Annotated in this window: 16 protein-coding genes and 1 pseudogene; 13 read left to right on the top strand and 4 right to left on the bottom strand. The window is 55.8% G+C overall.

The genetic code is table 11. The features are described 5' to 3' along the window. Positions 1-255 precede the first annotated feature (255 nt). The 6 genes and pseudogenes from GS636_RS17390 to GS636_RS17365 all read left to right on the top strand — a co-directional run bounded on the left by GS636_RS17390 (position 256) and on the right by GS636_RS17365 (position 7,946). Complete coding sequence (locus GS636_RS17390) at positions 256-1,230, top strand: LysR family transcriptional regulator (protein ID WP_171187389.1); 975 nt, start codon at positions 256-258, stop codon at positions 1,228-1,230. Positions 1,231-1,536: 306 nt separating this feature from the next. Next, positions 1,537-1,704, top strand: a pseudogene (locus GS636_RS17385) (IS3 family transposase); the annotation flags it as partial. Positions 1,705-2,298: 594 nt separating this feature from the next. After that, the gene (locus GS636_RS17380) at positions 2,299-4,881 is read left to right on the top strand and encodes a hypothetical protein (protein ID WP_171671078.1); all 2,583 of its coding nucleotides are present in this window, start codon (positions 2,299-2,301) and stop codon (positions 4,879-4,881) included. A gap of 335 nt (positions 4,882-5,216) precedes the next feature. Next, positions 5,217-7,235, top strand: coding sequence for an adenylate/guanylate cyclase domain-containing protein (locus GS636_RS17375; protein ID WP_171671076.1), 2,019 nt, complete (start codon positions 5,217-5,219; stop codon positions 7,233-7,235). A gap of 181 nt (positions 7,236-7,416) precedes the next feature. Then, complete coding sequence (locus tag GS636_RS17370; protein ID WP_171187382.1) at positions 7,417-7,647, top strand: type II toxin-antitoxin system CcdA family antitoxin; 231 nt, start codon at positions 7,417-7,419, stop codon at positions 7,645-7,647. Beyond that, positions 7,647-7,946 (top strand): CcdB family protein, encoded by a 300-nt coding sequence (locus tag GS636_RS17365; RefSeq protein ID WP_171671073.1) that lies wholly within the window; start codon positions 7,647-7,649, stop codon positions 7,944-7,946. The genes GS636_RS17370 and GS636_RS17365 overlap by 1 nt, the downstream gene beginning before the upstream one ends. Positions 7,947-8,415: 469 nt before the next feature. On the opposite strand, the gene xylB is transcribed toward GS636_RS17365, so the two are convergent. Beyond that, complete coding sequence (gene xylB, locus GS636_RS17360) at positions 8,416-9,852, bottom strand: xylulokinase (protein ID WP_171671071.1); 1,437 nt, start codon at positions 9,850-9,852, stop codon at positions 8,416-8,418. A 108-nt stretch (positions 9,853-9,960) separates the two neighbouring features. On the opposite strand from xylB, the gene GS636_RS17355 reads away from it, so the two are divergent. The 7 genes from GS636_RS17355 (at position 9,961) to GS636_RS17325 (ending at position 17,483) form a co-directional block, all read left to right on the top strand. Next, positions 9,961-10,986, top strand: a complete 1,026-nt coding sequence (locus tag GS636_RS17355; protein ID WP_171671069.1) for a LacI family DNA-binding transcriptional regulator — start codon at positions 9,961-9,963, stop codon at positions 10,984-10,986. 95 nt (positions 10,987-11,081) lie between these two features. Next, positions 11,082-12,386, top strand: a complete 1,305-nt coding sequence (locus GS636_RS17350) for a sugar ABC transporter substrate-binding protein (RefSeq protein ID WP_171671066.1) — start codon at positions 11,082-11,084, stop codon at positions 12,384-12,386. 107 nt (positions 12,387-12,493) lie between these two features. Beyond that, positions 12,494-13,360, top strand: a complete 867-nt coding sequence (locus GS636_RS17345; RefSeq protein ID WP_170534370.1) for a carbohydrate ABC transporter permease — start codon at positions 12,494-12,496, stop codon at positions 13,358-13,360. A gap of 12 nt (positions 13,361-13,372) precedes the next feature. Further along, entirely contained in the window at positions 13,373-14,203 is an 831-nt protein-coding gene (locus tag GS636_RS17340; RefSeq protein WP_171671064.1) for a carbohydrate ABC transporter permease, read from the top strand. Positions 14,204-14,215: 12 nt separating this feature from the next. Next, on the top strand, positions 14,216-15,220 hold the full coding sequence (locus tag GS636_RS17335) for an ABC transporter ATP-binding protein (RefSeq protein ID WP_171647907.1): 1,005 nt from the start codon (positions 14,216-14,218) through the stop codon (positions 15,218-15,220). Then, positions 15,217-15,990 (top strand): L-iditol 2-dehydrogenase, encoded by a 774-nt coding sequence (locus GS636_RS17330; protein WP_171671062.1) that lies wholly within the window; start codon positions 15,217-15,219, stop codon positions 15,988-15,990. Before GS636_RS17335 ends, GS636_RS17330 begins: the two co-directional genes overlap by 4 nt. Further along, a complete protein-coding gene (locus tag GS636_RS17325) occupies positions 15,990-17,483 on the top strand; it encodes a mannitol dehydrogenase family protein (protein ID WP_171671059.1) in 1,494 nt (497 codons plus the stop codon). The genes GS636_RS17330 and GS636_RS17325 overlap by 1 nt, the downstream gene beginning before the upstream one ends. Positions 17,484-17,617: 134 nt before the next feature. On the opposite strand, the gene GS636_RS17320 is transcribed toward GS636_RS17325, so the two are convergent. The 3 genes from GS636_RS17320 to GS636_RS17310 are packed head-to-tail and all read right to left on the bottom strand — an operon-like array spanning position 17,618 to position 21,364. Further along, complete coding sequence (locus GS636_RS17320) at positions 17,618-19,231, bottom strand: FGGY-family carbohydrate kinase (RefSeq protein WP_171671056.1); 1,614 nt, start codon at positions 19,229-19,231, stop codon at positions 17,618-17,620. Positions 19,232-19,263: 32 nt separating this feature from the next. Next, positions 19,264-19,944, bottom strand: coding sequence for a class II aldolase/adducin family protein (locus GS636_RS17315; RefSeq protein ID WP_171671053.1), 681 nt, complete (start codon positions 19,942-19,944; stop codon positions 19,264-19,266). Continuing rightward, positions 19,937-21,364 carry an FGGY family carbohydrate kinase gene (locus tag GS636_RS17310; protein WP_216602945.1) on the bottom strand — a complete coding sequence of 476 codons (1,428 nt, stop codon included), beginning with the start codon at positions 21,362-21,364 and terminating at the stop codon, positions 19,937-19,939. The genes GS636_RS17315 and GS636_RS17310 overlap by 8 nt, the downstream gene beginning before the upstream one ends. Between the last annotated feature and the right edge of the window lie 20 nt (positions 21,365-21,384).

Below are 21,384 nucleotides of genomic sequence, written 5' to 3'. Positions count from 1 at the left end.
CACACTCAGCCTGCGCCGCACCAGCTACGCCCATGGATACCGCAGCACTCGCCGCGAGCAGCTTAAAGTTCATTCAAAATCTCCCTAGTTGGTCACGCCCCAGCGCTTGATGGCCGTTTGGGCTCTACGGATCAAAAGGTTTCACAGATTCTGGCGGCGCTCGAAAACAAATCTTCTATTTCGAAAAAATGGTACTATTACTTTTACGCGATCGAACTAAGAGTTTTCGAATTTCGGTAGGAAGGAACGACAAAAATGCGTCGACAGTCTGCAGTTAAAGACCTGAGCCTGCGTTGGCTGGAACTGTTTCAGATCTGCGCGCATAAGGGGTCGTTGCAGGCGGCGGCCAAGGAAACCGGTCTGACTATAAGTACCGTTTCGCATCATTTGCGCAACCTCGAAGACCATCTGGGTGTCGAGCTGTTTAACCACTCTCGCAGGCCTATGGTGTTGACACCGAAGGGAGAGGTTTTTCTACGCAATATTGACCAGGCTCTCTACGCAATTCGAAAAGCCAAGGCCGAGGCGTCAGCCGGAAGCATTGCTGAAGCAAGCCTGTTGCGCGTCGGGTCGGTCGAGGATTTCGACAGTGACATAATGCCTGAACTGGCCGTGTTCCTGTCGCAGCACATGCCAAGCTGCAACTTCATGTATCTGACGGATTCAAGTCACACGATAGCAGACATGTTGCGTGACCGGCATCTTGATCTGGGGATCACAACCTCTTCGAATGAGCGTATGCGCGACCTGCAGGAACGGCCTTTGCTGCGCGATCCGTTTGTAGTCGTTCTGCCACGAGGGTGCGACGCAGCTGTAGACAAAATCGTAAAGGGCCAAACCACCCTACCCTTTCTGAGATTCTCGGGAAATCTGATCATTGCACGGCAAATCGAGTCGCAGATGCGCCGTCTTGGCTTATCCCCTGCGTCCAATTTCGAATGCAGCAACAACCAGACGTTAATGGCAATGGTCGCAGCCGGGGCGGGATGGACCATCACAACGCCATTGCTGTTTTCCCGCGCCAAACGGTTTCAGAAAAAACTCAGCATGCATCGCTTTCCCGGCAAGAGTTTTTCGCGCAGTTTGTCCATTGTTGCGACACCTGATTGTTCCCGGTCGTTGCTGGAACTGGTAGATGGCAAGATGCGAGCTCTGATCACCGAGCACGCCATTTCCCGGCAGACCCAAAGCAGGGCTTGGCTGGCCGAAAGCTTCCGGCTGATCACCTGACAGAGCTGACCTAGACGAACAGCTTTTTTACCACGGGTTCAGAATATTGAACCGCGCGAATTTGGCGTTCCCGATCCGATGTCAGGTATTTCGGCTTGTGTTCCACTAAAGTTCGCAGCTTTTTGCGGATTAAGAAGTTTTGATGGCGACTGGCTGGAACAGGCGCTTCTGTAACGCCGTTGCTTAAGACAACCAGCCGTTCAGGCTTCTTTGTTCCGGTCTGTCTGACGTCAGCACCAATGGGACAATTTAGCTCGATTTGATAAGAGAGGGTTTCTGGCTCATCGTAACTGCCAAGGAGTGGCGATGAGAAAGAAACCCGGAACCAAGCAGAGCCACGGCGATAAAGTTGTCAAAAACATCCGCCGCGCTGCGCGCAAGCAATATACAGCTGAAGAGAAGATCAGGATCGTGCAGGACGGTCTGAAGGGCGAGGACAGCATTGCGAAGCTGTGCCGTCGAGAGGGCATCGCCCCATAGGCACAACAATAGGCGACATGAGCGCCATTGAACCGACCTGTGAATATATCCGGGAACGGCAGTTCCTTCACCGTCGTCAAGTGATCCAATCTGGATTTACTGGCCGACGCCCGCCACCAAGTGCCCTCAAGGATCAAAACATCCGGAATGCCTCCAAGCGGCGGACCCAAGGCGTCAAACCAAACAGAACTCTCGAAATCCAATATTGCCAAACCGCTACATCCCAACCAGTTATCAAAATCCACACAAGAATACTCTTAGCTGAAAAGAGCTCAACTTGAACTGCGCGCGCTGGATCCGGAGGGACTCTGCCCGGCGCTAAAATTAAAAATTGTGTAAATCTAAATTTGGCGAAGAGTCGCGCAACTGAAACGGTTGGTTGCTCAAAACATCAATTAACCCACTGACCTATGGCGATTTTTTGCGTAGCCATGCGCTGATCTGGGCTCTTATCCGCGCAGAACAACCCGTTAACAAACTCTTAACGTTTTCCGAACATCTGAGTTGTTACGCAAGTTAGGCCCGACACCACCGGGCGAACTGAGCCGCAGCACTTTGGCCAAAAAGACAAGATGGGAGTCTTTGAAAATGAGCAATGGAACATACGGAGGGTTTCGCGATGATTTACGTGCGTTTGAATCCGGTTGGGACCGCGAACGCTATGACTCCGGGAACATTCAGGACTGGCAATTGAACCAATGGGCCGGGGGCGAAGTCACCGACTTTTATCCAAGCTACTCCAGTTGGTCGGACCTGACCGCCGAAGAATGGGATGCCATGTCCTACCGATCCATGAACTCACTGGGTTTTGTGGGGTATCAGTTCGGTGAGGCGCTGTTAATCGACCTCGGGTATTACACAGACGACGTCTATTACGGGAACGGCGCAGCTTCGAATACATGGGATGGAAACTGGACCGGCAAGAACGGCGTGAACTCGCTTGAGGACTTTATGACAGAGGCCGCACAGGAGCGCGCGATCCAAGAGGCGTTCGGGTATAACCTTCAGGTGATCGAAACCGGTTTGGGCTATCAGGGCGAGAGCCTAGACGACTACATCGGGACCACGCGGACTTACATCGACAACGGCCAGGAAGTGACCGTCACACTGACCATGACGGGTATAATGGCAGCTGCGCACTTACGCGGCGCGTGGGGAACCCTTTCTCTGCTACAAGGCGGGGATGTCTCTGTCGATGAATATGGCACATCCATTCTGCGCTATATCGACCAGTTCGGCGGCTATGACGCCCCTTCGCTTGAAGAGGCCATCCAGGCCTATACCGATGGCATTTTGCCCACAGAAACCGGAGGTGGAACGGACGGCGGAGATGTCTCTCCTCCCTCCGAACCACCAGCGCCGACCGACCCCGCCGGGAACGGCACTGCAAATACCGACGAAAGCGCGGCGGATGTGGTCATAACATGGGCGTGGGGCACGGATGTCACAATTCCGGACTTCGACCCGGCGACGGATACGATATTCATCTCGTGGGTGGGTGCCGATGCGTTGGACGTAAGCGAGGTTACCGGATCGGTCGTGTTTGCCATCCCGTCCAACAACCAATCCACCACGTTGAGCGGCGTAACTCTTGCAGATTTGAGCCCTGCAAACTTCACCATTCTGGACAGCACCGCAGCAACCGAAGTGCTGGGTCTGGTGGGGTCGGATGACATAAACCCCGGCCATGACGGGCATGGAAGTGAAGGTGGCCATGAACATCAACACATGCATGTTACGCTCGATTTGGCATCCGACACGCAGGTGATTGAAGGTTTTATGCCGGGGATGGGCGATGTTATCGAGCTGGGCCAGGACGTAACGGCCGAAAGCTTTGCCATATTTGAAGAAAGCGGAGATGCTCTGGGTCAGACCGTCCGCATCGAATTGACCGTTGGCCAAACGACCAAACAGATCATTTTCACCGGATTTGGTTTGTCGGATCTGGACATCAGCAACTTTTCGATCCCGGATCAGGCGGTTCTGAACGAGGTCTCCTCGGCGTTGGGTCAAATCGTCGTCACCCCGGGTGCGGGAGAAGGCTATGATCTGAGTTACGATTCTGATGGGTCGAACCCCCCTGCCTCGACAGGAGCAACAGCCACGGGTGGCATCAAGTACAGGGCCGATAGCAACGCCGATGACATTACCGGGTTCCGCCCCGGCACGGATCAGTTGGATTTTGGCGGAACCTCGGTGCATGGGATGATCGTCACCAAGTCACCGTCGGGCGAGATTGTGATCGACAGCCCGTGGTCGGACGCAGCGCAAATTGTACAGGGCGTCACCTATCAGGATGTCACCATCGACGATTTCGGCGTGGTTGGAAACGAACACTTCCGTCAAGACATGGGGGGTGTTGTCAGTTGGGAACAAGGTGTTGGTCCACGTGACGCTAACGCGGTCTATGTGCGTAGCCACGAATATGGCGTCCACGAAGTGATTGACGGTTTCGATCCGACCACCATGAAGATCAGTTTTCTGTATTTCGGCACGCGCGAACGACTGAGTGTCAAGGACACGAGCGAAGGTCTGGTCATATCCTCTTTGCCAAGCGGGCAGAGCGTCACGCTGACAGGGGTCACCAAGGCGGACCTGATCCCCGGAATGGTGGAGTTTCACTACGATCAGGTGATGGAGGACAACCTGGAGGTGCCATTTGGCTTCGACCAAGACGATGTAACTCTGGTTGATCGCACCATGTTGCTGACACCCGAAGCGCCCGCCGGTGCCACGACAGATGGCCATCAGACCAGAACCGGCGATCTCACCGGAGGCTCCTCTGGCACATACAATGGTGGTGGTACAGATGACGGAACCACGGACACCGACAATGGCGAGACAGCAGGCGCTGTCACATTCGGTGCAGGTGCCGATGTGGCCGAGCTAACCTGGAATTGGGGTGTTCAGACAGAGATCAACGGTTTCGACACCAGTGAGGATGTTCTGGACTTCAACTCTCTGGGTGCAGCAGATGTCACGGTAAGCGAAATCGGCGATGATCTGGTGTTTGAGGTTGTTGGTAACGGAGGCCATACCGTGACGCTCCGGGATATTCAGGCGGAGGACCTGAACCTCGGCAACCTCACCGCTGATGACTGGAACTCTATCGACGAGGTTAACAGCGCGCTGGTGAACCAGCTGGAAGCATTGGGAATGTCCATAGCCTGAAGAAGAACTCAAAACGCACTCGGCCGGTTTGCCGGTCGAGTGTTGATTTGTGAAACGGCAACCTACATTTTCCTTCAGTCAGCGGATGCTCAATGTGCAGGGGTCGTTTCTAAAGAGAGGACCCCGACCCAACCGGCCCAAATTTCTGATTGCTGAGCTGGCGGCAACGCGGCGTCTGGCAGATCCGAAGCAGACGAGCGCTCAACGTCAAGTAAACAAGTTGGCATATTCCACTCAACCGACTGGAAACAAGCCAGGGCACCCACTAAGCTCAAATCGACCCTTCAGAAAAACCGATTGAACCGTCTGCTATTTTGGGTCGTTGTGGAGCTGGAATGCGTGTCAGTGTAGGGATCGCCGTATCTATACTTGTTGCCTTGTCGATCGGCGTGTCGACCTTTGTCGTGCATTCTTTGTGGTGGACAACGGCGCGAGAAAACAGCCGCATGCTGGCGGCTGAAATCAACGGACAGATCGCCAATACCGTACGCATCGAAGTTGGGCTGACCCTCAGGTCGGCCGAGGCAGCCTGGGCGGCCGTCCGCACGATTTTCATCCAAGACGTTATCCAGACGCGCCAGGCCGACAAGCGCGAGTTTGTGTTCCTGTCGCAAATACAGGCGCAGCCCAACATCTCGTGGATCACCTTCGGCTGGCCTGACGGCAACTTCTTCGCCGCACATCGCCTGGGTGACAGCGGTCTGGAGATGATGGAAATCGATGAGAACATTCGCAACCGGATGCTTCGCAACGACCGTTATATCTTTATCCCTGGTGACATTCAGTTCGAAGAGCGGACCTTCACTGACACAGATTTCGACCCACGCGAACACGCCTGGTATCGCAACTTCATCGACCGCGATACACCGGATTGGATCGAGGTCAGGGATCTGCCGGGAAGCGACAAGACCCTATATGCCTTTGCAGGTCCCATCGACGTACGCCGCCAACGGCAAGGCGTGTTGACGGTAGCAATTGATACCGACCGCCTTTCCCGCTTTCTGGGATCGCTGCGCCCCGGAGAGTTCGGCGCGGCCTTTATCATCAACGCAGACGGCAAAGTGATTGCCATCCCGGACCCCGAGGCGGACGAAATCACACCGGCTCGGATGGGCGAAGGGGAGCTCTATGAGGTTGCCAAAATCTCGGGTGAGAAGCTGATGGCCGATGCAGAAAACAAAACGCCCGGGCCGGTGACGAAACGGATCGTTTTTGAGGATGTGCCCTATGCGGTGGCGTTGACGCCTCTTGGGTTCTATGGCTGGCGGGTCGCCACTGTGATCCCGGAATCAGCCTTTCTGTCGGGCATCGACAAGACCCTGCTAAACCTGGTTTACATCCTGCTTGGCGTCGTCGTCGTGGCAATTGGCCTGGCCATCTGGTTCGTCCGCCGGGTCGTTGCAAACCCACTGTCCCGCGTGGCCGAAGACCTCAGTCGGATCGAACGTTTTGATGTCGAACAGGTTTCGCGCAGGCCCTCGCGGCTGAAAGAGCTTGAAAACCTGTCCGCGGCAACGGCCAGTATGGCCGCGGGCCTGTCGGCATTCCGCAAATACGTACCAACCGATCTGGTCCGCATGCTTGTGGCGGAAGGTATCAAAACCCAACCCGGCGGCGAGACCAAACAAATCTCGGTTCTGTTTTGCGATGTATCGGGGTTCACAGGTCTGACCGAAAAGCATGGCCCCAAGATTGTCGAACTTATGGAGCCATTCTTCAGTGCCGCGACAACAACCATCGAGCGTCACGACGGAACCATCGACAAATTCATCGGTGATGCGGTTATGGCATTCTGGGGTGCGCCGCGACAAAATCCAGACCATGCCGAACATGCCTGCCGCGCAGCACTCGAACTGGTGGATGTGGTCGAATCCTCCAGTTTGCAGAGCCAATCCGACAACGCGCTGCATGTCAGGATCGGGTTGAACAGCGGAGAAGCGCTGGTTGGAAATATCGGTTCCGAACAGCGGCTGAACTACACCGCAATCGGCGACGTGGTGAACGTCGCCAGCCGTCTTGAAGGGACAAACAAAACCTACGGCAGTGCGATCATCATTGGCCCCGAAACACGGCAAGAAGCAGGTAATGCCATTGTCGTACGCGAGCTGGACACAGTTGAGATACAAGGCCGTTCTGAAGTGCTGGTGGTGTATGAGTTGATCGCTATGGCGGACAGTTTCAAAGGATCGTGCGACTGGATTGATGCCTATGAGACCGGGCTGTCGCATTTTAGGGCCAGTCGTTTCCCAGAGGCCATCACCGCATTTCAGACTGCTGACACATTGCGCGGCGGCGACATGGCATCACAAGTGATGATCAAGCGCGCAGCTGCCTATGAGGCTCGCGCTTCATAACCGGGAGTACTGCTCAAAAAACGTTTGGTCGGACAAGTAAGGTCCATTGCCATCGATGCAACGCAACCGACAAATGCAGTCGAACCGGCTTAACGGTCCCTCATGGAAAGCCTGCCTTTGTATGCGCATGTTTGACACGCATACTTCATAGAAGTATTTTCGCGTATACGGAGGCCCAAAGATGAACGCGCAGACGCGAAAGCCAACAAATCTGTCGCTTGATAGTGCGTTACTTGCAGAGGCAAAAGCGCTGAAAGTAAACCTGTCCCGTGCAGCCGAGGAAGGCGTGCGCGCTGCTGTTGCCACGGCAAAGTCTGAACTATGGAAATCAGAAAACGCGGCTGCGCTGAGAAGCTCAAATTCTTATGTTGAGCAGAACGGCCTTCCTCTGGAAAGCTTCAGGCAATTCTGATGCCGAAATACGATGTTTTCCCGAGCCCTTCAGGGGATGGGTTTCTTTTGGATATTCAAGCAGATCTACTCAGCGACTTGAATACTCGCGTTGTGGTGCCACTGTTGCCCAAATCGATCGCGCCCAAACCAGCGACGCGGTTAAATCCGGTTTTTGAAATCGAAGGTATGCCTGTCGTGATGGTAACCCAATTCATGGCGGCTGTTCCCGTTGGGCTACTAAAGTCGCAGGTGTGCAATCTGAACGACGATTTTGAGCAAATCACCGTCGCGGTCGACATGCTGATGCAAGGGTTTTAGTCCGATTTTGCTCCGATCGCGGTATGATTTTTAGGGCCGTAGGAAATGAGAAAGCAATTAATCTGGGGATAGACCCCCGCAGCCCCCAGAAACTGTAATTTACACCACGTTACCGCCCGGTGCAGGGCGCGGCAAAGCAATTGGACTTCAGGACCGAAACTCCGGCCAAGACCTTGCATCGGACCAAATCGGTCATGCTTCAAATCGCGACCGAAAAAACCCCCAGCCGATGTGAACCAGCTGGGGTTGTTCGTCAAGTTGGTTGCCTCGGATCGGGGTAATGCTAGAGCGTAGAGGAACGATCATATGTGGTCGGTGGAATTCCTGTCTGACACGTTCGCGGCATCGCACCGGCTCCGTATCCTCAGGGCTAGCTATGACTGTTGTCAGAACGCCTGATCGTATTCATGGCTGCTCGCAGGAATGCTATTGACCCGAGGGGTCAATGCCGACCGTTTGCGCATGGCGATCAATCGACAACGCTGACAGCTTTGTACAACCGGCGAAATCGTTGCAATCGTTCAGACAAAGCGGCCATCTCGTCAGGTTCAAACCTGTCAGGTGTCGACGGCTGAACTGCAAGATCGGCCTCTTGCAAAGCACCAACACCGCAGGCCGCAAGACGGGCAGCGCCAAAGGCTGGACCTGAATCGGACCCTAGTGAGCGCACGATGGGTTTCCCCGTGACCGTGGCGATCAGGCGCAATAACAGATCTGACTGGCTGCCCCCTCCGATAGCGGCCAATTCTGGCAAGCTGTCAATTGTATCGCCGAAACTCTGTGCCGCGTCAGCAAAGCAAAATGCAATTGCTTCTACCACAGAACGACAGATTTCAGCGCGTGTTGTCGAATCCTCAAGACCAAAGAAGCTCGCGCGGATATGGGGATCTCCTAAGGGACTTCGCTCGCCAGTCAGGTAAGGCAGGAAGATCGGCAAACGCTCTCCGCTGGCCGTTTCGGCAAGGGCAACAACCTCGGCAGCGGAAAGCCCCAGCTGCCCACCTATCCACGAAATTGGCCGCGCACCGTTTAGCATTGCGGCCATTTGATACCAACGGCCCGGCAACGTGTGCGCAAATGCGTGTACATAACGTTCAGGGTTGGGTTTGTATTCGCGATCTGCCACGAACAGTTGGCCGGATGTTCCCAGTGAGATAAACCCACGTCCCGGTTCGGTAGCCCCCAGAGATACAGCACCTGTTGCCGCGTCACCTCCTCCGGCCACCACAGGAACACCCGCCTTCAACCCGGTTATCGCGGCAGCTTGTGCTGTTACACTTCCTATAACGTCGGTGCCGTCAAAAATCGGTGGCAACCAGCTGGGTAAGACGCCAGTGGCCTCAGCAATACCGACATGCCAGTTGCGCGCGGCCTGATCCAGCCAAAGTGTTCCCGCAGCATCTGAGGTATCGGTTGCCAATTCTCCATGCAGGCACAAGCCGATATAATCCTTGGGCAGCAGCATATGAGCGAGACGCGAATAGTGTTCGGGTTCATTCTGTTTCAGCCACGAAATCTTGGGCGCTGTAAACCCTGGCAGCGGAAGAACACCTGCGATCTGCCCAATTTTCGACTGGACCGCGCGCAGTTCGTCGCATTCTCGCGCTGATCTGCTGTCATTCCAAAGGATTGCCGGGCGGATCGGACGCAGATCGTGGTCCAGCAACACAGCCCCATGCATCTGACCAGACAAACCGATGGCTTTCACGCCCGACAGCATGGCTTGTCCGGAAAGTTGGTTCAATGCGTCGCGTGTTGCATCCCACCACAGATCCGGGTGCTGCTCGGACCATCCGGGCTGCGGCGAGGACGTGTCGATCCCTACCGAGGACGTGGCGAGAATCCGGTCGGTATCCGTGCAGACAAGTTTGACTGCTGATGTTCCGATATCAATCCCGAGATACATTCAGACCTCTTGCACCGCTCATGTCTGGCTATTGATTTTTTGTCGCGCGCAAAGAATATGTAAAAATATGATAAGATCAAGGCGGCTGGAATCCGCAGGCAGACTGGAATGACCAAGATAAAAAACATGGAAGAGTTCGCGGCCCTCAGCGGGATCTCGCGACCCACGGTGTCTAAGTATTTCCACGACCCCGACAGCGTACGCCCGACAACAAGAGCGCGCATCGAAGAGGCGCTGGAACGGTTTGACTACCGCCCGAATATCTATGCTGTGAACCAGAACCGGAAACTGACCAAGAACATTGGCATCGTCGTGCCCTATCTTGCCGATCCGTTCTTCGCTGAAATTGCCAGGTATCTGGAACAATCCTGCATTGCGGCGGGCTATCGACCGTCCCTGTTCAGCTCACACGGGGAACAAAAACTGGAAAACGAAATTCTGGACGGGCTGCAATCCATGAAACCCGCAGGGGTTTTGCTGGCACCATTGGGGCGCATCTCGGACCGATCCGCAGTCGAAAAATTCTGTGCCAATGTGCCAACCGTCCTGTTCGACAGTAACCTTGATGGTCTGGGGGCAGCTTTTGTTGGTTCGGACAATTTCAGCTTTGTTTCGCAGACCGTTGAATACATGACACGGACAGGCGAGCCGCCTTCATTCTTTGAAATGCGCACACCTGCAAACCCAAACGCAAATAAGCGACGGAAAGCCTATATTGAGGTTATGGAACGCCAGGGGTTCGAGCCTCATATCATCAAAGTCGATGGCAAAGGCTGGGCTTTTGAAGAGATTGGGCATCGGGGCGCTTTGAAAGTTCTGGCAGAGCGTGGGCTGAAGACAAACTCGGTATTGTGCAGCAATGACCGGCTGGCCATAGGCTTTCTTGCGGCCTGTTTTGAACAGGGGATTCGGGTGGGGCGCAAAGATGATTGCACGCTGCGCGTGGCTTCGAATGACGATCACCCCTTTGCAAAGTTTACGTGCCCGTCTCTGACGACTGCTGCACATGACTACGACAACGTTGCGGGGCGCAGCGTAGAGACTTTGTTCGAACTTATTGAAAATGGTGGAGAATTTGAAACACGCAGTGAAACCCTTTTTCCCGCAAGGCTGGTTCTGAGGGATTCTGCATAAGCGAATTATTTTAACGCGCGTAAAGTTTTTATTGACGGCGCGACAATTTACGATCTAGGCTCCCTGCACGACATCCAAGCTCAGGGAGGACAGGGATGTATCTGAAGCACGCACTTCGTGCGGCGACTGCATTGACTTTCGTCGCCACGGCAGCGGCCCACGCGCAATCCATTACCATCGCCACTGTGAACAACGGCGACATGATCCGGATGCAGGGCTATACCGACAAATTTACCGAAGCGACCGGCATTGATGTGGAATGGGTGACACTGGAAGAAAACGTGCTGCGTCAGCGCGTGACCACCGACATCACCACCAAGGGCGGCCAGTTCGACATCATGACCATCGGCATGTACGAAACGCCAATCTGGGGCGCGAATGGCTGGCTGGTCCCGTTGGAAGGCATGTCCGCCGAATATGACGTGGACGATATTCTGCCCGCGATGCGTAACGGCCTCAGCAACGACGGCACACTGTATGCAGCCCCGTTCTACGGTGAAAGCTCGATGGTGATGTATCGCACCGACCTGATGGAACAGGCCGGGCTGGAGATGCCTGATGCGCCGACGTGGCAGTTCATCCGTGAAGCTGCGGCAGCCATGACCGACCGCGACAACGACATCAACGGCATCTGCCTGCGCGGCAAGGCCGGTTGGGGTGAGGGCGGCGCGTTTATCACCGTGACCGGGAATTCCTTCGGTGCCCGCTGGTTCGATGAGAACTGGAAACCTCAGTTCGATCAGCCCGAGTGGAAAGAAGCGCTGACTTTCTTCGTCGATATGATGAATGAGTCTGGCCCAGCGGGATATGCGACCAACGGGTTCAACGAAAACCTCTCGCTGTTCCAGCAAGGCAAGTGCGGCATGTGGATCGACGCCACCGTTGCGGCATCCTTTGTGACCAACCCGAATGACTCGACGGTTGCTGACCAGGTTGGCTTTGCGCTTGCACCAAACTCGGAGGGTGTCGACAAACGTGCCAACTGGCTGTGGGCTTGGGCATTGGCCATCCCTGCGGGCACGCAGCAGGAAGATGCCGCCAAGCAGTTCATCGAGTGGGCAACTTCGAAAGACTACATAGAGTTGGTGGCCGAAAATGAAGGCTGGGCCAATGTGCCTCCGGGTGCACGGACCTCGCTGTATGAGAATCCGGAATACCAGAAGGTTCCATTCGCCAAGATGACGCTGGATTCGATCCTTGCGGCCGACCCGGACAACTGCTGTGCGCAACCGACGCCCTATGTTGGCATCCAGTTCGTCGCGATCCCGGAATTCGCAGGCATCGCCACGCAGGTGAGCCAGGAGTTCTCGGCAGTCTATGCCGGACAACAGACAGTGGACGAGGCGCTTGAAAAAGCGCAGGCCTTCACCGCTGAAGAAATGGAAGCCGCAGGGTACTGACGTCTTCTCCCCGCGGGTGGGCAGCGCTCTGCCCCCCGCCTCAACCCTTCCACAACCCGCGTTTTTCTCGCAGGCTAAGTTACGCCTGAACAGAGAGGTCTTGCGTCATGGCTACTCAACATTCCCGATCCGTTGCTCGCCTGATGATGGCACCTGCAGTGGTCCTGCTGCTTGGCTGGATGCTGGTGCCTCTGACGATGACGCTGTATTTTTCCTTCAAGAAGTACCTGCCCCTGCGTGGCGGTGATCTGGGATGGGTCGGGTTCGACAACTACGTCCGCTTTGTCTCGTCCAGTTCGTTTTGGCCTGCGGTTCAGGCAACGCTGATGATCGTCGGCGGTGTTCTGGTCATCACCGTTGTTCTGGGCATCCTTCTGGCGATGCTTCTGGATCAACCGATGTGGGGCCAAGGGGTTGTCCGCATCCTCGTGATCGCACCTTTCTTTGTCATGCCCACCGTGTCGGCGCTGGTCTGGAAGAACATGTTCATGGACCCGGTGAACGGTCTGCTGGCGCATCTGTGGCGTTTCTTTGGGGCCGAGCCGATCTCATGGCTGTCTGAGGCGTCGATGACCTCGATCATCATGATCGTCTCTTGGCAGTGGCTGCCCTTTGCAACGTTGATCCTGTTGACCGCGATCCAGTCGCTGGACAGTGAGCAGTTGGAAGCGGCAGAGATGGACGGCGCACCGGTCCTGAAACGCTTTTACCACATCATCCTACCGCATCTGAGTCGCGCGATCACCATCGTGATCCTGATCCAGACGATTTTCCTGCTGTCGATATTCGCCGAGATATTCGTGACCACTGGCGGCGCATTCGGCACCCGCACGCTCACCTACCTGATCTTCCAGCGCGTGCTGGAAAGCCAGAATGTCGGCCTCGGATCCGCCGGAGGTGTCTACGCCATCATCCTTGCCAATATCGTTGCGATCTTCCTGATGCGCATCGTCGGCAAAAACCTGGACGCGTGAGGAGGTAAGACCATGGCCCGCGCCGTCACAACCCGCCGCAAATCGCTGAACACTGCCCTTGCCTGGGCCGTCGGACTGCTGATCTTTTTCCCGATCCTCTGGACCATCCTGACCAGCTTCAAGACCGAGGCGCAGGCAATTGCCAGCCCACCGATTTTTCTGAACTTCAACTGGACGCTTGAGAACTATGCCATCGTGCAGGAACGATCTGATTATATGCGGTTCCTGTGGAATTCGGTCATCATCGCGGGTGGCTCGACCATACTGGGTGTGATCATCGCCGTCCCCGCCGCATGGGCCATGGCCTTCGTGCCGTCCAAGCGCACCAAGGACATCCTGCTGTGGATGTTGTCCACCAAGATGCTGCCTGCCGTCGGCGTGCTGTACCCGATTTACCTGCTGTTCATCCGGTTGGGCCTGCTGGACACGCGTGGAGGGTTGGTCGTCGTCTTGATGCTGATCAACCTCCCGATCATCGTCTGGATGCTCTACACATACTTCCGCGAAATTCCGGGAGAGATTCTGGAAGCCGCGCGGATGGATGGCGCGACACTGAAAGAAGAAATCCTCTACGTCCTGACACCCATGGCTATCCCCGGCATCGCCTCAACGGTGCTGCTGAACTTCATCCTCGCGTGGAACGAGGCGTTCTGGACGCTCAATCTGACGGCCGTTGATGCGGCACCGCTTACGGCTTTCATCGCCAGCTACTCCAGCCCCGAGGGCCTGTTCTTCGCCAAGCTCAGCGCGGCGTCGACCATGGCAATCGCACCGATCCTGATCCTTGGCTGGTTCAGCCAGAAACAACTTGTCCGCGGCCTGACCTTCGGCGCTGTGAAATAAGGAACACGACACATGGGACGCATTCAACTCAAGTCCGTGACCAAAAGCTTCGGCGACGTGCAGGTCATCCCGCCGCTGGACCTAACCATCGAAGATGGCGAGTTCACCGTCTTCGTCGGCCCCTCGGGCTGCGGTAAGTCCACCCTTTTGCGCCTGATCGCGGGGTTGGAAGACATCACCTCAGGCTCTATCGACATTGACGGTTCGGACGCCACAGACGTGCCGCCCGCCAAACGTGGATTGGCGATGGTGTTCCAGTCCTACGCGCTCTACCCGCATATGACAGTGCGCAAGAACATCGCTTTTCCCTTGCGCATGGCCAAGCTGGATCAGGCCGAGATCGACAAACGCGTCGAAGGCGCTGCAAGCGTTTTGAACCTGACCGACTATCTGGACCGCCGCCCCGGCCAACTGTCCGGTGGTCAGCGCCAGCGGGTGGCCATTGGCCGCGCTATTGTGCGCGAGCCTGCGGCGTTCCTGTTCGATGAACCGTTGTCGAACCTCGACGCGGCTCTACGGGTCGGCATGCGGCTGGAGATCAGCGAGTTGCACGAACGGTTGGCGACCACGATGATCTACGTGACCCACGATCAGGTCGAAGCCATGACCATGGCCGACAAAATCGTTGTTCTACAGGCCGGAGTGATCGAGCAAGTCGGCAGCCCGCTGGAGCTATACCGCACACCACGCAATCTGTTCGTGGCTGGCTTCATCGGCTCGCCCAAGATGAACTTTATCGAAGGGCCAGAAGCGGCAAAACACGGCGCTCAAACCATAGGTATCCGGCCAGAGCATATTGCTGTCTCAGAGACCGAAGGTGAATGGTCTGGGGTTGTAAGTGTTTCAGAGCACCTTGGATCAGACACCTTTTTCCACGTTCACGAAACCGGATTGGCGGAAACGATAACCGTCCGTGCGGATGGCGAGGTCGGGTTCCGCCACGGAGATCGCATCCACCTGACACCACGTGATGACGTCATTCACCGGTTTGACGCGAAAGGTCTGCGGATCGAATGAAACGGCTGGCAGGCAAAACCGCCCTGATCACCGGGGGCGCGCGCGGCATTGGATTGGCGTTTGCCAAAGCATATGTGGCAGAGGGCGCCCGCGTAGCTATAGCCGACATTGAAATTAAGCGTGCGCAGGACGCAGCCGCCGGGATAGGCGAGGCCGCCTTTGCTATCGAAATGGACGTAACCAGCCAACAGAGCATAGACGCAGCCGTTGCCAAGACGGCCTCACTTCTCGGCCCCATCGACATATTGATCAATAACGCAGCCATCTTCTCAGCGGCACCCATCGTCGAAATCGAGCGCTCAGATTACAACCGTGTTTTCGAAATAAACGTCGCAGGTGTTCTGTTCACAATGCAAGCCGTTGCGCGCCATATGATCGAGCATGGAACCAAGGGTCGGATCATAAACATGGCATCGCAGGCCGGGCGCAGGGGCGAACCTATGGTCGCTGTTTACTGTGCCAGCAAAGCCGCCATCATCTCCCTCACGCAATCTGCGGGACTGAACCTGATCTCTCATGGGATCAACGTGAATGCCATTGCCCCAGGTGTCGTCGACGGCGAGCATTGGGACGGTGTCGATGCTTTCTTCGCAAAACATGAAGGCAAACCGCTTGGTCAAAAGAAACGCGAAGTGGCGGCAGCCGTTCCGTACGGCCGGATGGGTCGCGCCGACGATCTGACCGGGATGGCGGTGTTTCTAGCCTCGAATGAGGCCGAATACATTGTCGCACAAACCTACAACGTCGACGGCGGAAACTGGATGAGCTGATGGACCCTCTGGCGAACGCAAATCTCCCGGTCAGGCTACAGCGCAACACCCTGTCAGACCTGCCAGAAACCGTTGGGACGCCCGCGTATGACCGCGCTGACCTTGCGCCGGGCATCGTTCACATCGGACTTGGTAACTTTCATCGTGCGCATCAGGCTTGGTACATTCACCAACTGATGCAGCAAGGTCTGGCATATGACTGGGCGATCATAGGTGCCGGTGTACGAAACTATGACGCCAAGATGCGAGAACGCCTGCTGGAACAGGACTGCCTGACAACGTTGATCGAGCTGGATCCCAACGGGATAACAGCAGAGGTAATTGGTTCGATGATTGATTACCTGCCGATTGAACCCGGCAATGGCACTTTGATCCAATGCATGGCCGAGCCATCCACGAAAATCGTGTCAATGACGGTAACGGAAGGCGGGTATTTTCTGAACGCCAACACCGGTACGCTCGGCCTTGATCACGAAGATATTCGGTATGATGCGAAAAACCCGGATCAACCCCGTACGGTTTTTGGCGCAATCGTTTCGGCCTTGAAAAAACGCCGGGACACAGGCCTCAGACCATTCACCGCGTTAAGCTGCGACAACCTTCAGGGCAATGGCGCAATCCTGCGAGAATGCGTTGTCGGGCTGGCGCGCCTGTCTGACACTGATCTGGCCGAGTGGATTGACCGAAACGGCGCGTTCCCCAATTCCATGGTGGATTGCATCGTTCCGGCAACCACAGACCAAGTGATATCGCAGTGCCGCGCGCTTGGCGTCGACGACCGCGCGCCGGTCTCTCATGAAAACTTCCGTCAATGGGTGGTCGAAGATGATTTCTGCGCAGGACGACCGCCACTCGAAAAGGTTGGGGTAACGCTGACCCGCGATGTCCATAGCTACGAAACAATGAAACTGCGCATATTGAACGGCGGTCACCAACTGCTTGCGAATGTCGGTGAAATTCTAAATGTTTCGACAATATCCGATTGTATGTCAGACCCGGACATCCTGGCATTTTTTCGGAAAGTTCAAGCAGATGATATTTTGCCGTTTGTCCAAGCCGTTCCCGGAACGACCCCGAAAGAATACCTAGAGTTGGTTGAGAAGCGGTTTGCAAACACCGCAGTTCATGACACGACGCGCAGGGTTGCGTTCGACGGATCGGCTCGGCATCCGGGTTTTCTGCTTCCATCGCTGCGCGATGCGACAGCATCTGGGTCTTTCGCAAACGGGCTTGCACTTGCAGAAGCTTTCTGGTGCCGGATGTGTGCGGGTATTCGTGAAGACGGCTCGGAGATTGAGCCCAACGATCCGCAATGGGACACTCTTCACAAAGCTGCTTTGGCCTCTAAAGCCGATCCGGAAGCATGGCTCGAACAGCGTCAGTATTACGGCGACCTTGGGCGCGGAACGCGATTTGCCGAAGTCTTTGCCGTGTGGCTGAACGCGATTTGGCAGAATGGGAGCCGGGCAGCTATAGCTCGATACATCGCATGATTGATCCGGTCACTTAAGGCGAACCGGCAGCCGTGTTTTGGGGTATCGGTTTCGATTTCAGCACCATTTCATCAGTAAAGTGGTCAGAACTTGGCAATACAATTGGCCAACGGGAAAAATTGCAAAAACAAACCCTACGTCAAAGCAGCAGCTTCGCGTGCTGCAGTTTGAAAGGCTTGATGGGTTTGAAACCGTCTTTGATGAAGATCTGAAATCCGTCCGCCCGAGGGCCGATAAACATCAGAAACGCGTGACATCTCTGACATACATTTGGACAAACTCGCACCGTGCTGTCCGGCTGCGCAGGCCCCAAGGATCGCCGCGCCTAAAAGAACCGGCTCTTCAGTTTCCGGGCCAGAAATTGAGATGCCCGTTGTATCCGCCAAAAGTTGCCGCACGGCCTCTTGTCGGCTGGCCCCTCCGGAGACAACTATGTTCGAGATTTTGGCACTGTGTTCCGCCTGCGTTTCGATGATCTGCCGCAGCCCGTAGCCCAACCCACAGAGACCTGCGATATAGAGGCTGACAAGACTGTCCAGCGATGTGTCCATGTCCAGCCCTGCAATCACCGCGCGTGTGCGCGGGTCGGCAAACGGTGCGCGGTTGCCGAGGAACTCGGGAACAACATGCAGGTCACGGGCGAGGTCAACAAGATGGCCAGAGCTGTCGACCATTTCCGTTGCCTTCGTCATCAGCCAGTTGGGAACGGAAAGGCCGGCATTTTTGGCGTGATCTGCCGCTTGCTGGGCTGCGGGGTGCATCGCAATCAGCCGTTCTATTCCAGCGCCAGCAGCGGACTGACCACCTTCATTCAGCCACATGCCCGGCAGCATTGCCGAGTAGTACGGACCCCAGACACCAGGAACAAAAGTAGGATCGGCGGTTGTAGTCATTGTACAGGAAGATGTCCCGAACACATACGCCATGTTTTCGATCGCAGGACCAAGCCCCTTTGCGCCCACCGTTCCGACACCGCCAGCATGAGCGTCGATCAACCCGGCGGCCACAGGGGTACCCGCGACAAGACCAAGCGATTTGGCCGCATCGGCAGTAAGTCCATTCGCCAAAGGCTGCCCTGGGTCGACAATTTCATTGCCAATGCGACGAAAGCCTTCTTCCGCCAGTTCGCGTAAACCTGTTTGTTCGAAAAAGCTTTCATCCCAACCGCCGCTTCGCGCGACATAGGTCCATTTGCATGTCACCGTGCAACTTGACCGCGCCGTAGATCCTGTGGCCTTCCATGTCAGGAAATCCGTCAGGTCAAAGAAATGCTCGGCAGCAGTAAATGTATCGGGCATGTGGCGTTTGAGCCAAAGAAGCTTCGGCGACTGCATTTCGGGTGAAACAGCTCCGCCCACATAAGCCAGAACAGCATGCTTCGTTGCGTTTATTTCATCCGCCTCTGCCATGGCACGATGATCCATCCAGACGATGATGTCCCGCGCTGCGTCCCCGCTGGATCCGACGGGTAACGGTGCCCCGTTTTTACCTACAACGACGAGAGAACATGTGGCATCGAACCCGATGCCGGCAACATCCTTCGGGTCGACGTTGCTCTGGGTCACTGCTGCTTGCACAGCCTTGCAGACTGCGGACCAAGCTTGCGTCGAGGATTGTTCGACAATATCCGCGCCTTCTTGAAACAGCGCAAGTTCATACACGCCGCAGCCTTGCAGGTGACCTTCTGAATCGAATATTCCTGCGCGCGCACTGCCGGTCCCGACATCAACCCCCAAGAAAAATCGCATTGTACCCGTCTCTTCCGCTTTCTCTGGCGTTGTTAGTTGCGTGGCCTCGCAACATCGTTGCTGCCCTCGGACTCAGGGCCAAAACCATACTTCATACGCTGCATCTGATCGATAACACGTGACATTTCATCGTCCGACAATACCGGTGGTTCCCCCAACGGCAACGCCTGCACGTAAAGGCGCGACAAGGTCTCGACTTCAGTCGCCAGCCAAAGAGCTTCGTCCAAAGTCTTGCCAATCGCGATCTGCCCATGTTGGGCCAATAGACACGCGGTTCGGTCCTCAAGCGCAGTCAGCACCGCGTCAGACAAATCCTGAGTCCCAAAGGTTGCGTATTCTGCGCAAGGAATCGTTGTGCCCCCGGCCACACCGACCATGTAGTGAAACGCCGGAATCTGACGATGGTGACAGGCAAGCGTGGTTGCGTAGACCGAGTGACAGTGCAGCACCACATCGATATCCGTGCGCTTTTGCAAAATATCACGGTGGAACCGCCATTCCGACGATGGCCTGCGCCCGACATAGGTGCCCTCGAAATCCATCTCGACCAGATCTTCGGGTTTCATCTTGTCATACGGCAGAGATGATGGCGTGATCAGGAACCCGCGCTCGAAACGGGCCGACAAATTGCCTGCCGTACCCTGATTAATTCCGGTGGCATTCATCTTTAGGCATGTCTCGACCATGCGCTCGCGCAATTCTCGTTCAGTCATTGAGGCGGGCTCCTTGTCCGTTTGCAGCCTTGCGCCACTGCTTCGCGTATTCTGCCAGACCAGGCATCACAATAGGGGTTACCGGATCAAGCGCCAGAGGTGGCGGTGAAGATCCAGAGTGTTTGCAAGCCAGTTGCAACGCACCGGCGACAACACCATGCGTTTCATGTGACGCTTCGGTCCGACGTTCCGGGCGCAGAGCAGCAACAATGGGCGCATAAAGCGGCTCATTCAGAAAGGTCCCATCCAGAATAAGCCTGTCCCCACCGTTCAACACATCAGAACAGGTCACTGTCAGCAACGCCGAATGAAGCACTGCCTGCGCTTTGCGTTCTACCTCGCCTGCCGGACGCGCCCCAACGAAGTGCCCTTGCTTTGCCGACCCGGGAAACTGCCCTTCGTTTTCTCCAAAACTTGGTATCGCCATGGTCCCGCGTGTAATCATTCGCTCCAAGACCTTGCGATCGGCAGCCTGTTTATCGGGGTCTGGTCCTGCTATGGCCGAGAATTCGCGCCCACCCATCGTCAATGCACCTCCGACCGGGTCGCCATCCATATCGGCGTTGATTGTTGTTCCGCGCGTTTGATCAAGACTTGCGATGTCTGCTTCGCGCGACAATGCAACCACCCAAGTACCCGTGGAAACAAGTGTAAAGTCAGCAATCTGAGCAGCCAGATACCGGAAGAAATTCGCGGAAGAGTCATGCGCGCCAGTCAGTACAACCATGTTTTGAGGCATCCCGAAACGCTGCACCAGAGTGTTGCGAACCGGTCCAAGCGGTTCCCAGGCCGCCCGAAACTCTGGGATCAATCTCTGCCAGCCATGGTCTTGAACTATTGGTGTCCAGCGGCGGCGTGGGACGTTCCACAGATGCGACTGCGCGCCCATCGCAGAGTATTCCGAAGCCGCAACACCGGTCAGCCACCATCCCCAGAATTGCGCAATATTCAGAAAATATCGGGCCTTTCCGAACTCAGTTGGGCAGGCGCGTTCCATCCACAGCAACTGTCGGGCGGAGTGAGTGGAGGCCATCATTATCGGACTGCCACGGTCCTCGAACGTTCCCGCCTTTCTGCGATATTCCACATCAATTTCGGGTGGACATGCCTGTTCATAGTCGATCATGGGCAAGACGCATCCGGCGCCGGTGCTATCCGGATCGGAACTCACAAGCACACCGCCCGAACCGTGACCAACAGGAACAATCGTCCGAATTGGGTGCCGTTGGCAGAGCTCGGAAAGCGTACCGATAAGCCAGGCTGCGATACCATCCAGGTCGTGAAACCGCCAAATCTGGCCATCCAGCACAGTGTTGGGGGTCGACCAATTCTCCAGCAAAGTGCCATCTTCGCTGGCGACCCAAAGTTCGACATTGGTTTTACCAACGTCAAGAACCGCGATATCACCCTTGCCCGTCAACGTCTTACCACGGGGGTTGT

The sequence above is a fragment of the Ruegeria sp. HKCCD4884 genome, assembly GCF_013110855.1.
In the GTDB taxonomy this organism is placed as follows: Bacteria; Pseudomonadota; Alphaproteobacteria; order Rhodobacterales; family Rhodobacteraceae; genus Ruegeria.
Note: the sequence above shows the minus strand (reverse complement) of the source record. Positions and strands in the feature narration are given on the sequence as shown.